Annotated in this window: 11 protein-coding genes and 2 tRNA genes; 3 read left to right on the plus strand and 10 right to left on the minus strand. The window is 68.8% G+C overall.

All coding sequences use genetic code 11. The annotated features are described in order from the left end of the window. Window positions 1-25 precede the first annotated feature (25 nt). From TSH58p_RS27735 to fliF, 5 genes are all read right to left on the minus strand, one after another. Window positions 26-1,540, minus strand: a complete 1,515-nt coding sequence (locus TSH58p_RS27735) for a sigma-54 dependent transcriptional regulator (protein WP_109070280.1) — start codon at window positions 1,538-1,540, stop codon at window positions 26-28. Between the two features lies 1 nt (window position 1,541). Next, the gene (locus TSH58p_RS27740; protein WP_247874051.1) at window positions 1,542-2,333 is read right to left on the minus strand and encodes a motility protein A; all 792 of its coding nucleotides are present in this window, start codon (window positions 2,331-2,333) and stop codon (window positions 1,542-1,544) included. 71 nt (window positions 2,334-2,404) lie between these two features. Next, a complete protein-coding gene (fliN, locus tag TSH58p_RS27745; protein WP_014198330.1) occupies window positions 2,405-2,734 on the minus strand; it encodes a flagellar motor switch protein FliN in 330 nt (109 codons plus the stop codon). Between the two features lie 52 nt (window positions 2,735-2,786). Beyond that, entirely contained in the window at window positions 2,787-3,560 is a 774-nt protein-coding gene (locus tag TSH58p_RS27750; protein ID WP_109070278.1) for a FliH/SctL family protein, read from the minus strand. A 4-nt stretch (window positions 3,561-3,564) separates the two neighbouring features. Next, complete coding sequence (fliF, locus tag TSH58p_RS27755; RefSeq protein ID WP_109070277.1) at window positions 3,565-5,229, minus strand: flagellar basal-body MS-ring/collar protein FliF; 1,665 nt, start codon at window positions 5,227-5,229, stop codon at window positions 3,565-3,567. 539 nt (window positions 5,230-5,768) lie between these two features. On the opposite strand from fliF, the gene TSH58p_RS27760 reads away from it, so the two are divergent. After that, window positions 5,769-6,293, plus strand: a complete 525-nt coding sequence (locus tag TSH58p_RS27760; protein ID WP_109070276.1) for a helix-turn-helix domain-containing protein — start codon at window positions 5,769-5,771, stop codon at window positions 6,291-6,293. 265 nt (window positions 6,294-6,558) lie between these two features. Here the strand turns inward: TSH58p_RS27760 and TSH58p_RS27765 are convergent. The 3 genes from TSH58p_RS27765 to TSH58p_RS27775 all read right to left on the minus strand — a co-directional run bounded on the left by TSH58p_RS27765 (window position 6,559) and on the right by TSH58p_RS27775 (window position 9,954). Next, window positions 6,559-6,634: transfer RNA gene (locus tag TSH58p_RS27765), tRNA-Ala, on the minus strand. A gap of 29 nt (window positions 6,635-6,663) precedes the next feature. Then, a tRNA-Leu gene (locus TSH58p_RS27770) sits at window positions 6,664-6,750 on the minus strand. Between the two features lie 297 nt (window positions 6,751-7,047). Beyond that, window positions 7,048-9,954, minus strand: a complete 2,907-nt coding sequence (locus tag TSH58p_RS27775) for an ATP-binding protein (RefSeq protein WP_109068947.1) — start codon at window positions 9,952-9,954, stop codon at window positions 7,048-7,050. A 475-nt stretch (window positions 9,955-10,429) separates the two neighbouring features. On the opposite strand from TSH58p_RS27775, the gene TSH58p_RS27780 reads away from it, so the two are divergent. Together TSH58p_RS27780 and TSH58p_RS27785 are read left to right on the plus strand one after the other, a co-directional pair. Beyond that, complete coding sequence (locus TSH58p_RS27780; RefSeq protein ID WP_109068946.1) at window positions 10,430-10,618, plus strand: hypothetical protein; 189 nt, start codon at window positions 10,430-10,432, stop codon at window positions 10,616-10,618. 117 nt (window positions 10,619-10,735) lie between these two features. Further along, window positions 10,736-11,218 (plus strand): MarR family winged helix-turn-helix transcriptional regulator, encoded by a 483-nt coding sequence (locus tag TSH58p_RS27785; RefSeq protein WP_109068936.1) that lies wholly within the window; start codon window positions 10,736-10,738, stop codon window positions 11,216-11,218. Window positions 11,219-11,547: 329 nt separating this feature from the next. Here TSH58p_RS27785 and TSH58p_RS27790 read toward each other — a convergent pair whose 3' ends face one another. Continuing rightward, window positions 11,548-11,916, minus strand: a complete 369-nt coding sequence (locus tag TSH58p_RS27790; RefSeq protein WP_109068935.1) for a hypothetical protein — start codon at window positions 11,914-11,916, stop codon at window positions 11,548-11,550. Between the two features lie 120 nt (window positions 11,917-12,036). Beyond that, complete coding sequence (locus tag TSH58p_RS27795; protein ID WP_109068934.1) at window positions 12,037-13,638, minus strand: L,D-transpeptidase family protein; 1,602 nt, start codon at window positions 13,636-13,638, stop codon at window positions 12,037-12,039. Between the last annotated feature and the right edge of the window lie 309 nt (window positions 13,639-13,947).

A 13,947-nucleotide genomic window follows, 5' to 3' on the forward strand; every position in this document is an offset into this window, starting at 1 on the left:
CTCCGCCCTTCGTCCGATCAGCGGATCAGTAGGCCGCCCGTTCCTCGGTGCCCGGCGGCGGCACCGGCACCCCCTCCTCGCTGTACTGCTTCAGCTTGTTGCGCAGCGTGCGGATCGAGATGCCCAGGATGTTCGCCGCGTGGGTGCGGTTGCCCAGGCAGTGCGACAGCGTGCCGATGATCAGGTCGCGCTCGACCTCGGCCACCGTGCGCCCGACGAGTCCCTGGACGGCCGGGGCGCCGGACGCCGCTCCCGCGTTGCCGTAGGCCGCGGCCCCCGCGGCGTGGCCCTGAGGCGGCGCGTAGGAGGTCGGATAGCCGGGCGCCGGCTGCCCATAGCCGCGCGGCGCCTGCGGGACGGTGCCGCCCGGCCCGGCGAAGGGGTTGGCGACCGGCGAGTTGGTCGGGATCGACGCCTGCGCCGAACCTTCCGGGGCGAGCAGCTGGCTGGTCAGCATGATCGCGTCCGGCCCGACCGTCTCCGACTTGGAGAGCAGCACGGCGCGGTGCATGGTGTTTTCCAGCTCGCGCACGTTGCCGCGCCAGTGGTGGGCGCGCAGCATCAGCAGCGCGTCGTCCGACAGCCGCTTCTCGCCCAGCCCGTTGGCCTGCGCGTATTTCTTCAGGAAATGGTCGGCGATCATCGGGATGTCGGCCGGCCGTTCGCGCAGGGACGGGATGGCGACGCTGAAGACGTTCAGCCGGAAATAGAGGTCTTCGCGGAAGTTGCCGGCGCGGACCTCGTTCTCCAGGTTGCGGTTGGAGGTGGCGATCAGGCGGACGTTGACCTTCACCGGCTGGGACGAGCCGATGCGGTCGATCTCCTTCTCCTGGATGGCGCGCAGCAGCTTGGCCTGGAGCCGCGGGTGCATCTCCGACAGCTCGTCGAGCAGAAGGGTGCCGCCGTTGGCCTCCTCGAAGCGGCCCAGCCGGCGGGCGACGGCGCCGGTGAAGGCGCCCTTCTCATGGCCGAACAGCTCCGATTCCAGGAGGTTCTCCGGGATGGCCGCGCAGTTCACCGCGACGAAGGGCGCGTCGGAGCGCCGGCTCTTGCGGTGGATGTAGCGGGCCATCAGCTCCTTGCCGGTGCCGCTCTCGCCGGTGATCAGGACCGAGGCGTCGCTGGGCGCCACCTGATCCGCCAGCCGCAGGGTCGCCAGCATGGCCGGGTCCTGGCAGACGATGGCGTGGCTTTCCTCCGCCACCGCCTCCAGCACGGCGGCGATCAGCTCCGCGTCGGGGGGCAGGGGGATGTATTCCTTGGCGCCGGCGCGGATCGCCTTCACCGCCGCCGCGGCGTCGGTGCCGATGCCGCAGGCCACCACGGGAATGGTGATCCGTTCCGCCTTAAGGCTTTCGATGAAGGTTGCGATGTCGAGTTTGACGTCGATCATCACGAGGTCCGCCCCCGCCGCCGCGCGCAGGGCGTTCAGGGCGCCCTCGATGCTGTCGGTGTGGGACACCTTCGCCCCGCGCTGCATGGCGATCTTGCCAGCGGCGGTGATGTACCCTTCCAACGTTCCAACGATCAGCAGACGCATCTTACGCTCCCCTCGGAGAACCCCGGTCGGAGTCCCGGTCGAAGTACTGAATCCGCTTTGCAGGCGGAAGAACGGCGTTCAGGAGCATCTCCAGACGCCGCGGATTTTCCTGGCGCGCGATGGATACCGCGCCGATGGTGTAGAGAGTCTTGACGAGCGCGTCCTCCTCCGCCGTCCGCTCAACCTTTGCGGCCAGCGGGGCGAGGGCGACGTTGCCCAGCACCGCCCCGTAGAAGGTCGTCAGCAGGGCCAGCGCCATGGCCGGGCCGATGCTCGACGGGTCGTTCAGGCTGCCCAGCATCTGGACGAGGCCGACCAGCGTGCCGATCAGCCCCATGGCCGGCGCCACCTCCGACGCGCGGCGCAGGACGCCGGCGCTCTTGACCTTGCAGGCGCCCGACGCCTCGACCTCGCCGATCAGCATCCGCTCGATGTCGTCGGGCGGCAGCCCCTCGGCCACCAGCGTGACCGAGCGGTGCAGGAAGGACTCGTGCTTCAGCTCCGGCAGGACGTTGCGCAGCGTTTCCGGCGCGCGGCGCGCCGCCTCGGCCAGCAGGAGGACCTGCCGGGCCACGCCGCGCGGGTCGCTGGTCCGGTGGATCAGCACCGCCCCGGCGTCGCGCCACGCGATGGCCACGTCGGACAGCGAGAAGGAGGCGGTGGTGACCGCCAGCGTGCCGCCCAGCACGATGATGAGCGACGGCGGATCGACGAAGGCGCGCAAAGACCCGCCCGACGCCATGGCGACGAAGATGACCACGGCGGCGGCGGCCAGGCCGACCAGCGTAGCCATGTCCACCCCGCCGCGCGGCCGGGCGGAGCGCCCACCCCGGCGGGACGATTCAGCGCTGTCTCGTGTGAGGCTCATCCGCGGTCCGACTTGATGATTTCGGTCATGGTGATGCCCAGCCGGTCTTCCACGACCACGACCTCGCCGCGGGCGACCAGACGGTTGTTCACGTAGATGTCGATGGCCTCGCCGACCTTGCGGTCCAGCTCCACCACCGCGCCGCGCCCGAGCTTGAGCAGCTGGCTGACCTGCATGGTCGATTTGCCGAGCACGGCGGAGATCTGGACGGGGATGTCGTAGACCGCTTCCAGATCCTTGGCTGGACCCAGGCCGGTCTCATACTCCGCAATGTCGCTGCGGCCACCGCCGTCCAACTCGTCGAGGGAGAAGCTGTCCTTGGCCATCGAAGTCTCCAGAAGCCCTTAGAACCTGATAAGAATCCACACCGCAGCCGTTTTACCCTGGCGGCGGCGCCTCCAGCAGCCCGGCCATCCGCCGTTCGATCTGGGCGAGCAGGCCGGCGGTGTCGCGCTCCACCCCGCCTTCGGCCCATTCGATCCGGCAGCTTCCCGGCGCGAGGCCGGAATCGCCCACCACCATCAGCTTCGCGCCGAAGCCGCGGGCCGCGATCACCTGATCCAGATGCTCGCGCACCGCGTCCACCATGTCGTCGGCGACGCGCACCACCAGGCGCGGCTCGTCGATCAGGTCGGTCAGGCAGGCGCGCACCAGCCCTTCCACCTCCAGCAGCCCGCCGCGCCGCGCCAGCTCGGGCATCAGCTTGCGGACGATGGCCAGCGCGATGTGCACGGGCTGGTCGGCCCGCTGGGCGCTGGTGGCGTAATGCTCGTTCAGCAGATGCTGCACGCCGTTGCCGACGGTTTCCAGCGCGTTGGCGATCCGCGCCTGCACCGTCGCCTCGATCTCGACGCGGGCGTTCTCGTAGCCGTCCTTGCGGCCGGCGTTGTTGCCGTCGACGAAGCCCTTGCCGTAGCCCGCCGACTTGCCGGCGGTCTCGCCCTCCGCGAAGCCGGCGGCGCGGGCGGCGGCCAGATCGGCCTCGCCGAACACCGGGGGCGGCGGCTCGGGCGGCAGTTCCGGCTCCGGTTCGGGCTCCGGTTCCGGCAGGGGGATGTTGTCGAAATAGTCGTCGTCCGCCTGAAGCTGCCGGCGCGGCGGCGCATCCACGTCGAAGGACTCGTCGAACAGGAATTTGCGGACCGAACTCATCGCGTCAGCTCTCCTGATACAGCCAGTTGCGCAGGATCGACACCGCTTCCTCCGGATGCTTCTCCACGATCTCGCCCACCTTGCGCAGCGAGGAGGCGCGGACGCGGCCTTCGACGCGGTTGATGTCGATCATCTGCTCCAGCTCCTCGTCGGCCTGGGCGGCTTCGAGGGCGAGATCCTGGGCCAGCGCGCCGGTCGGCGCGGCCAGCGCGGCGGGCATGCCGCTCTGGTCGGCCAGCAGGCGGTCCATGTCGTCCTCCTCCTGCTGGTCGGCCTTCTCGAAGGCGCGGGTGATCAGCGGGCGGATGACCAGCAGGATGATGAGGACCGCGACGATGCCCAGCACGACCATCTCCGCGATGCGGAACAGGTCGTCCTTGGTCATGCCGAGGAACAGCTCCTCCGGCTTCTGGACGTCGTCCTCCGGCGACCAGAAGCGCATGTTGATGACTTCCAGCGTGTCGCCGCGCACGGCGTCGAGGCCGACGGCGGAGCGGACGAGCGCCTTGATGCTCTCCAGCTCCTGCTCCGGCCGCGGCTGGTAGGCCGCCGGGTTGCCGTCCCTGGGCAGGCTGTAGGTGCCGTCGACCAGCACCGCGACCGACAGGCGGCGGACCTGACCGGACTCGCGGACGTGGTTCTTGGTGGTCCGGCTGATCTCGTAGTTGATGGTCTCTTCGCTGCGGTTCTGCTTGTTCTGCGAGATCGGCCCGGCGTTGTTGCCCGACTGCGCGGTCGGCAGGTTCTGGTCCACCGTGACCGGAGACAGCGGGTCGCGGTCGTGGCTCTCGTTCGCCTCCGTCACCGTCTGGGTGGAGCGGACGACCTGGCTTTCCGGATCGAAGATTTCGGATTGCGTGGTGATGCGGTCGAAGTCGAGATCGGCCGAGACCTCCGCCCGCACCTTGCCGTAGCCCACGGTGCGGCCCAGCAGATCCTCGATGATGCGGGCGACGCGGCTCTCGTAGGCGACCTTCTTCTCCTCCGCCGAGGCCAGCATGGCGTCCGCGCTGTCGTTGCCGGTGCCGCGGGCGAGCAGGGTGCCCTTGTCGTCGACGATGGAGATGCGGCTGGGGTCGAGGTTCGGCACGGAGGCGGCGATCAGGTGCTGGATCGCCTGGATGTTCTCGCGCGACAGCTGGGCGCCGGGGCGCAGCTTCAGGAAGATGCTGGCCGTCGCCGGGTTCTGCTGGCGGGCGAACAGCTCGCGCTTGGGCAGCACCAGATGGACGCGGGCGCTCTGCACCCCGTTCAGCGTCTGCACCGTGCGCGCCATCTCGCCCTCCAGGGCGCGCAGATGGTTGATGTTCTGCATGAAGCTGGTGGCGCCGAAGCCTTCGCCCTTGTCGAACAGCTCGTAGCCGATCGAGCCGCCCGACGGCAGGCCTGCGGCCGCCATCCGCATGCGGGTCGGCCCCACCTGCTCGGCGGCAACCATGATCTTCGTGCCGGTCTTGTCGACCGTGAAGGGGACCTTCGCCTCCTCCAGCTTCTTGGCGATGGCCGCGGCTTCGGTGGGCTGGAGTTCGGCGTAGAGAAGCTCCATCTCCGGGGTGGAGAGGCGCGTCATCAGATAGACGAAGAATCCGATCAGGAGCAGGCCGACGCCGCCGATGGCGGCCAGGCGCGCGGGACCCAGGTTGCGCAAGGTCTGCAGAAGGTTGTTCACGCGCTAGTCCCCGATCGGATGCCCCGGTGGATCTCCGGGAAGTTCTTGATTTCGCAGACGCAAAAAAGGAATTTGCAAAAACCGCGCCGGTCCTTGCTTTAAGCGCGCATGCTGGGCTGTCTTGATGAAGAGAGCGTTAATTCGTGGGCAGAAATTGCCCAGTGCTCGGCAAAATGTGCCTACCGGTGCGCGCCTGCAACGCTCCTTTGCCGACCAGTGAGCGAGAAGCGGACGAGCGGCTCTCCGTAAAAGCGCGACGATTCGATCGTTTCCGAGGCAAGCAATTAAAAATTACCTCGAAAGAAAGAATGATGTGCGTGCATATACCCATTCTCTTTCTAGGGTTTGTTTGGACGTAGGTAGTAAATATCGCAGCGGTGGTTGACTTTGCGTCGCCGACGACATAGCTGAGTTGCAATGGTCGCTTGTCCGATACCAAAAAGATCGTGGCACAAGCACGTCGGAATCTTTCCAACGCAGAACCGAATGTTGCTTCGCGCGACATAGGGCTTTGCCACCGTTGTCGATGGGGGAATGCCGTGAAAAGACGTGGACGTGAGAAGAAGGAAGGCCTCAACGAGGTCGATGTGTTCGTTGGCCAGCGCCTGCGCGAACTGCGCATGCTCGCCGGTCTGAGTCAGAGCGATGTCGCGTCGGCACTGGGGCTGACCTTCCAGCAGCTTCAGAAGTACGAGCGCGGTTTCAACCGGGTTTCGGCCAGCCGGCTGTTCAAGCTGGCTCAGTTCTTCCGGGTCCCGGTCTCCGTCTTCTTCGAGGGGCTGGAGGAGCGTCACGCCGCCCAGGAGGCCGGTATCGCCAGCCCGCAGGCGGAGGAGTCGGAGGGCACGCTGCGCTCCCGCGAGGCGCTGATGCTCGCCCGCTACTTCCAGAACATCCGCGATCCCGAGATCCGCGGGGCGATCCGGGAGCTGGCCGAACGCTGCGCCGACCAGACCGACGGCGCCGGCGACCCGGCCCTTGGCGCGGACGTCGGGGTGGTCGAGCCGTCCGCCGTGCGCGGCCGCCGCGGGCGTGGTGCCGGCCACAGCGTCGGGCAGGCGTGAGGCAGGGGCGGGGGTGGCCCAGGGTTTGTCCCGACGCGGCTCCGCCCGCCCGATTCCCAGGGCCGCCCGATTTCCGGGACCCGCCCGTTTCCTGGGAAATGACCGGCCCCGCCGACGATGGCGGGTCCATGCGCGGACCGTGCAGCCGTTCCGCCTCAAGCCCCCTGTGAGGCGGCCGGACGCGCGGGCCGTCGCGTCGTGATCGGCCATGGCGCCTTGGCCAAAAGGAAAAGCCGGCAACCCGTCGAGGTTGCCGGCTTCATGATGGTGGAGCCAAGGAGGATCGAACTCCTGACCTCTACAATGCCATTGTAGCGCTCTCCCAGCTGAGCTATGGCCCCACTTATGATCAGACCAACACAAGAAGTGTTGGTGCGCTTGGAGGGACTCGAACCCCCACGGCCTTTCAGCCACTAGGACCTGAACCTAGCGCGTCTACCAATTCCGCCACAAGCGCATCGTCTGCTCTTTGTCCCGCGTCCCTTGGGGCGACGCGGGAGCGCTGATATAGCCGCGCCGCCGCCGGCGCTCAAGCGGAATCTTTCGAAGCCGCCATTTTTTCGGGGAGGGCCTTCACCCCTTCGGCGCACTCCGGACACGCCGGACGCTACGACTTTCACCCTTTCGCGCGGGGAGGGCGCGGTTGCTATCTTCATCTTGCCCCAAGGGCGTGTGCCTCCCTGTTTTGCACCTCAAGAGCCCGCCGTTCGTCAGGACGGCGGGCCGCTTTCTGATCCGGGGGCCGCGAAACCTCCTACAGTGGGAAAGGCTCGCCCTCCGCGCCGGTCATGGCGTCCGCGGTCTTCGCTTGCTTCGCCATGGCGCGCTCCAGAACGCGCCGGAGTTGGCGCGGCGTCACCGGCTTGCGGACCACCTCCAGCCCGTGCGCGGCGGCGTCCGTCTCGCATTCCGGGCCGGCTTCCCCGGTCAGGATCATGGCCGGCACGTCCCATCCGGCCATGGCGCGGACGCGCACCACCGCCTCCGTCCCGACACGCCCCTCGCGCAGGCGGTAATCGACCAGCATCACGTCGGGCATCCGCCCGTCCGCCTGGATCTTCGCCACCGCCTCGTCGGTGGAGCCGGCGATCCGCACCTCGTAGCCCCATTCGCGGAACATGTCGCGCAGCCCCAACAGCACGATGGCGTCGTCATCCACCAGCAGGGCGCGCGGCGCCTCGCTCCCGCCGGTGAAGGCGGAGGCGGTCATCGGCGGCGGGACCGGCGCCGCCTCCACCGCGGCCAGCGGAACGGTGATGGCGAAGACGGACCCGCGGCCCGGCTGGGATTTCACCTCCACGGGATGGTCGAGGATCGCCGACAGCCGCTGCACGATGGCGAGGCCGAGGCCGAGACCGCGCGCCCGGTCCCGCTCCGGGTTGTTGATCTGGTGGAACTCCGTGAAGATCCGGGTCAACTGGTCGGGCGGGATGCCGATCCCGGTGTCGCTGACCTCGATCCGCACCCGGGGGGGTGACGTTCCGCCTCCCGGCGTCCTGCCGTCCTGCGGGCGGACGGCGATCTGCACCGCCCCGCGCTCCGTGTACTTGACGGCGTTCTCCAGAAGGTTGCGCACCATGCGGCCCAGCAGGACGCGGTCGCTGAGCACCGTCGCCGCCTGGTCCAGCACGATGCGGAAGGCCAGATTCTTGCTCTCGAGGATCGGCGCGTAGGAGGCGGCGATCTCGTCGAGCAGGCTGTTCAGGGCGAAGGGCTCGACGCGCGGATCGACCGCTCCGGCGTCCAGCCGCGACACGTCCAGCAGGCTGTCCAGCAGCCCTTTCAGCGTGTCCAGGCCTCGCTCCAGCATCTCCAGGCTGCGCTGCCCCTGCTCGTCGCTGATGAAGCGGTGCAGGATGCCGGTGAACAGGAACATCGACTGCATCGGCTGGCGCAGGTCGTGGCTGGCCGCCGCGAGGAACTTCGATTTCGCCCGGTTGGCCTCGTCGGCCTCCTCCTTGGCGCGCTGGAGCGCGCGTTCCATCGCCTTGCGCTCCCCGACGTCGCGCAAGGTACAGATCGCCAGGGTCACCCGGCCATCGGCGTCGTGGACCGGGGTGGCGCTGACCGACAGGGTCATGGCGGTGCCGTCGGGGCGGGTGTAGGGCAGGTCCTCCTGCTCCACCGCCTCGCCCTTTAGCAGGGCGCGGGACAGCGGGCAGCGTCCATCGCCGAAGCAGGCGCCGCCGCTGCAGGCCCGCGTGCCGTCGCAGCCGCAGCCGGCGGCGGGCGGCGGCGGGCCGCCGAGCAGGCGGAGCGCCGTGTCGTTGACCTTGACGATCCGGCCGGACGGCGCCTCGGCCACCAGCAGCCCCGAGGGCAGATGATCCAGGATGGCCGTCAGCAGGCTGCGCTCCGCCTCCAGCTGCCGGGTCAGCAGCGTGCGCTCGTCCTCCAGACGCCGGCGCTCCGTCGCGTCCCGGAAATAGAGGGCCAGCCCCTTGCGCGAGGGAAAGGCGCGGACGGCGAACCAGACGCCGCTGCGCGGCCCCTGCGTCTCGAACTCCACCGCTTCGCGGTGTTCCATGGCTTGTTGAAGGGTGCGCCCGGACTCGCCGGCCATCAGTTCCGCGAAGGCCTGACGTCCGTTCCGGCCCACGACGCTTCCGGAATCGGGCAGCAGGGCCCGCGCCCGTTCGTTGACGAAGACCACCCGCCAGGACCGGTCGAGTTCGGCCACGGCGTCCGTCGTGCTCTCCAGGACCGAGGCCTTTTCGACCACCGTCTCCAGCATGCGGTCACGCACGCGCAGGAATTTCCGCATGCCCCAGGCGGCGCCCAGGCAGGTGAGGAGGAGCACCCCGCCGAACAGCGCCAGCGAGAAGACCATGGCGTCGCGGACCGGGCGCAGGGCCGCGTCACGGTCGATCCCGATGGCGATCGTCGATTCACGTGTGCCGGTGTCCAGGGGGGCGGAGACCACCATCCGCTCCGCTCCACCGGAGTCGAAGACGGCCACCGACCGTGTCCCCCGCGCCGCGTGCATGGCCTGGAGCATGGCGGTGGGCAGGGGCTGCCCGATGGCGTCGGGCGCTTCCGGCAGGCGCGCCACCACATGGCCCTGGCGGTCGGCGATCACCATCTCCATGCCCGGCGGCAGGGGGCGATGGCCCAGATTCTCCTCCAGCCAGCGGGCGTCGAGAAGCACCGTGACCACGCCGCCCGGAGGGGCGTCCGGCGTGCCGTCCGGCGCCGGGTAGGCCAGCCGGAAGGGCAGGATGGGGCGCTGGTTGGGATAGCGCAGCCCGTACTCGCCCGTCGTCAGGGCGCCGGTGGCCAGCGCGCTCTGGAAGGTGCGGATGCCGCCGAGGTCGACGCCCAGCGAGACCAGGTCGGTCGCGCACCACACGCGGCCCTGCCGGTCGGCCACCTCCACCGAGAGATAGGCGGGGTAGCGGGCGCGCAGCCGGTCCATGGTCTCCTGACAGGATGGCGGTCCCGCCTGCGGCACGCCCGATTCGACGATCGTGGCCAGCACCTGCCGCGCCTCCGCGGCGATGCGCTGCTGCTCGGCGTCCAGCAGGTCGAGGAGGCGCAGGGTATCGTTGCGCATCTCGTTCTCCCGATCCTGCCGCAGGCTGTGCTGCGTCATGAACTGGAGCGCCGCGAGCGGCACCACGGCGGCCACGATCAAAAGAAACAGACGCAGATAATGAGGCATCGCCAAGGAGATCTGATGAAGGAGGACGGCCACCCTGGCGTCCGAACGGGCCGAATCGTCGTGGGTGGCAGCCGGAACCGGGCCGTCGGCGGTGGATGTTCTTCAAACTCCACGGGGCGTTCATGCCACATGGGGGCGCAGATGCAATGATTAACGGGCCGGATAACTCCATTTTGCTTCGGCGCCGGCGCGTCCCTCACCGGCCGTCCGATCACAGCGCGCCACCGCCGGCTGGGAGAGGGCGGCCACAACCATCGACGCGCCGGTCGTGACCGCCGGCGCCGCTTCTCCCAAAGCCATCCGCGCCGGCTGGCCAGGGTGCGCGCCATGCGTCGCGACGGCGGCGAACGTAACCGATCCGAGCAATCCAGGGTCCCGGTCACAACGAATCATTTTCATGGCGCCGCTCGCATTCCCGTAATATTTCTCGATTGTAATGGGGGCCCCCACCACCGTCTTTCCGCGCGAGCCGACCATGCCGTGGAACCACAGTCCCTCCTACCGAGCCATCATCCTGCTGCGCCGGCACAGCCGGGAGTGCCGCGGGCTCGAAACGCGCGAGTATCTGGTCGCCGTGGAGCGCCGGATGGTCGAACTCATCGATCTGGAGCGGCGGGAAGCCCGCGACGGGACCGCGTCATCGCTCCGTCAAGCGGCCGAGTGACCTCGACATTCGTCATATTTCAGAACGGTAACGTCGTAAGCCGCTCCTGAAATACAACCGACACAGATCGGTGTTAAAGGCCAAAGTGTCTTTCATTGACACGAGGCCGCCGCGTTCATGGCTCTCCGGACCGAAATGGCCGGCAACGGCTCCGCCGACGGTAAGGAGGGTTGCGACGTCGCCCTTTGCACCGTGCCCGCCGAATCCATTCACAGCCGCATCCGGCGCGTTCACCAGCGCGCCACGGCCATGCTGAGCGATGCGTTGACCAACTTCAACCTGACGGCGCCGCAATGGGCGGCGCTGGCGGCGCTTCACCAGCATGGGCCGATGTCGCAGATCGACCTGGGCCGCAGCATCGCGATGGACCCCGCCACCATGCAGGGGGTGGTGGTGCGGCTGATCGACCGCGGCTATCTCCTGCGCAGCCCCGACAGCCTGGACCGCCGCCGCAACCTCGTCAGCTTGGCCGACAGCGGGCGCCGGGTGGTCGAGACGGCGGGGCCCGCCATCGCGCGGGCGGAGGCCGAGCTGACCGGGCGCCTGTCCGCGGACGAACGGAGCCGGCTGGCCGATCTGCTGGCCCGCCTGTGCGTGTGAGGCTTGGAGCGTCCCCGGCGCTCCGGTCGAAACGGTGGGGCAGGCCAATGGTCCGGGTTAGCCCGAGTTATGCACATTCAGCTGAACGGCGTCCTTGACTCTGCGAATGTTGCTTTTTTGTTTTTCCAGACTCGTTTGGAACCGTGGAAACCCACAAAAGCCGGGCAATTCCACGCTCTCAGGCGTGCCTGAAATTTAGGCAATTTGGTCGGGGCCGCGGATTCACGGCCATGCTCACAGGTTGCTCCCGGATTCGCTCACAGAGTTACCCACAGCTTCTGGGGATATCCCGATATTGCGGATAGAGTTGCCCGTCCTCGGCCCCCGCTTCAACCGATCACCCGCCACTGGCCATCCGGATCCAGGCAGGCGGTTCCGACCAGAGTCGCGGGGCGTCCGCCGACCACGCCGGGCATCTGGAAATCGCGGCAGGAGCGCCCGCCGGGGCCGAGATAGGTGGGGGAGGTCCGGGTGGCCAATGGCGCCGCCGGAACCGGCTGGGGGACCGGCACATAGACCACGGGCGGTGGCGGCGGAACATAGAGGGGCGGCGGAAAACCGAAGGCCAGCGGCAGCGAGATGCTGAAGCCGAAGAAATTCCCTCCATGCCAGCCACCGGCGAACACGGGAGCCGGAGCCATCAGAAGGGCGGGCAGGAGCAGGGCGCACAACCGCGCCGAAGCCGGGAAGGGGATCATGACGCACCTCCGCCGCGGCGCGGGACGGGGCGCCGCCAAAAGATAGATGGGTACGAAAAAAGGCGCCGTCGAGACGGCGCCTTTTCCACGTTCCGCAAAGCGTGCTCCTGCGCGGCGGCGTCACATCGCCGTGCGGACGGCCTCGGCCCCGTTGCGCGTGTCGGCGGCGCGGGCCGGGGTGGTCGTGGAGGAGGACTGGGCGGGCGCCGGGGCCGGCTGCGGAGCGGCGGCCGGAGTCGGGCGGGCCGGCTTCGGCTCCACCCGGCGCGGGGCCGAGACGGTCCCCACGGCGGCGGGAGCCTGGGTGGCCGACGGAGCGGACGAACTGGTCGGCACATCGTCGTAGATGCCCGGATGCACCCGCACGGTGCCGTCCGTCTCCACCGTGGAGGTCCAGTAGACGAAGCGGACCGGCACGGCGTTGGGCAAGGAGACCGTCTTGGTCTTGCCGCTGTCCAACTGACGTTCGATCGCCGCGGAGTCGAGCTTGGCGGGGCGCAGCAGCGTCTCCGCCACCATCCGGGCGTCGGCCAGCCGCACGCAGCCGGAGCTGGCGGCGCGCAGGTCGCGCTCGAACAGCCGCGGGTCGTTGGTGCCGTGCAGGAAGATGCCGTCGCCGTTGGTCAGGTTGAAGCGGAAGCGGCCGAGGGCGTTGTCGTCGCCGGGCTTCTGGACGATGCGGATGCGCTCCGGCGTCACCTGCCACCAGTTGATGCTTTCCGGCACCACCTCGACCCCGTCCAGATAGACGACGGCGTCCTTGATGCCGGTGTTGCCCTTCTTGCGCAGCACCGGCAGCTTGTCCTCGACCAGCACGGTCGGCGGCACGGTCCAGGTCGGGTTGATCGTCACGCTGGTGACGCGGTCCTGGAGCAGCGGGGTCTGGCGCGACGGGCGGCCGACCACGGCGCGCATGGTGAAGTTCAGCTTGCCGCGCTCGATGTAGGTCACGGTCTGGCTGGGCAGGTTGACCAGGATCACCGTGTCCGGAACCGACGCCTGGAAGGCGCGCATCGACGCGGTGGCGCCGCGCATCAGCTTGGCGGCCTCCTTGGGCGTGCGGTCGAGCGCCTGGCGCGTGACCTCGCCGACCTTGCCGTCCTGCATCAGCCCTTCGGAGAGCTGGAAGGCGCGGACGGCGGTCTCGAGGTTGTCGTCGAAGGTCTCCGTCCACTGCTCCTGGTTCAGGAAGCCCAGTTCGATCAGCCGGGTGGACAGGCGGCCGACGCGGTCGGCGGCGCGTGCCCGCACCTGGATGGTCAGGGCCGGGGGCGGGGGCAGCACCTCCACCACCGTGCCGGGCGTCGCCGTCCCGCTGAGCGCGTTGCCCGGCGTCGCCGACGGATCGGCCTGCGGGACCGGTTCGGCGGGCGGCGTCACGACGACCGTCGGAACCGCTCCGGCGGCGGGGGGCGTGCCCTCCGGCACGTCGGACGGGCGCACGGGTCCGGGTGCGACCACGTCGACCATGCCGCCGTCGCCCTTCTTCAGGACGGAGCCATAACCCACGCGCGTCTGCTGCACGCGGGGCATGGCCTCCAGTTCGGCGGCGCGCTGGTCGATCCGCGCGATCCAGGTTCCCACGACATCCCGGCCCGTGGAGGTGCCCGAAGCGGTGGACGGCGCGGCCTGCGCGGGCAGGGCGAGCAGCCCGGCGAGGAGGCACGCGGCCACCCTCGATCCGAGGGCGGGCCGGGCGCAGGTGCGAATGGTCGTCAGCATAATCGAAGCATCCCACGCGGCGATGAACAGACGGCTAACGAAAGGCCCTGTCCATACGTGAGGTCGCACGGACGACACGCGGGAACCAGCGCCCTTTCGGCATAAGACATCTGACGCCCGCGGCGGCAAGGCACAAGTGACATCGCGCCGGATGATGCTTCTGTGCCACAATGTGCACAGCAGAGTTGCCGCTGCGACACAGGCAACGGTGGAGGGTGCCCGATCGATTGGTAAATGGCCGCAGGGCTCCGGAAACCGCAAAATCACACAAGGCGCCAGAGATTCGACACATTTTTTGTTAACCGCTTT

Origin of the sequence: Azospirillum sp. TSH58, from assembly GCF_003119115.1 — a bacterium.
Taxonomy (GTDB): domain Bacteria; phylum Pseudomonadota; class Alphaproteobacteria; order Azospirillales; family Azospirillaceae; genus Azospirillum.

What these genes read in the sequence shown, in the direction of transcription:
- TSH58p_RS27735 (WP_109070280.1), bottom strand. Translation starts at nt 1,540, where the DNA reads ATGCGTCTGCTGATCGTTGGAACGTTGGAAGGGTACATCACCGCCGCT.
- TSH58p_RS27740 (WP_247874051.1), bottom strand. Translation starts at nt 2,333, where the DNA reads ATGGCTACGCTGGTCGGCCTGGCCGCCGCCGCCGTGGTCATCTTCGTC.
- fliN (WP_014198330.1), bottom strand. Translation starts at nt 2,734, where the DNA reads ATGGCCAAGGACAGCTTCTCCCTCGACGAGTTGGACGGCGGTGGCCGC.
- TSH58p_RS27750 (WP_109070278.1), bottom strand. Translation starts at nt 3,560, where the DNA reads ATGAGTTCGGTCCGCAAATTCCTGTTCGACGAGTCCTTCGACGTGGAT.
- TSH58p_RS27775 (WP_109068947.1), bottom strand. Translation starts at nt 9,954, where the DNA reads ATGCCTCATTATCTGCGTCTGTTTCTTTTGATCGTGGCCGCCGTGGTG.
- TSH58p_RS27780 (WP_109068946.1), top strand. Translation starts at nt 10,430, where the DNA reads ATGCCGTGGAACCACAGTCCCTCCTACCGAGCCATCATCCTGCTGCGC.
- TSH58p_RS27785 (WP_109068936.1), top strand. Translation starts at nt 10,736, where the DNA reads ATGGCTCTCCGGACCGAAATGGCCGGCAACGGCTCCGCCGACGGTAAG.
- TSH58p_RS27790 (WP_109068935.1), bottom strand. Translation starts at nt 11,916, where the DNA reads ATGATCCCCTTCCCGGCTTCGGCGCGGTTGTGCGCCCTGCTCCTGCCC.
- TSH58p_RS27795 (WP_109068934.1), bottom strand. Translation starts at nt 13,638, where the DNA reads ATGCTGACGACCATTCGCACCTGCGCCCGGCCCGCCCTCGGATCGAGG.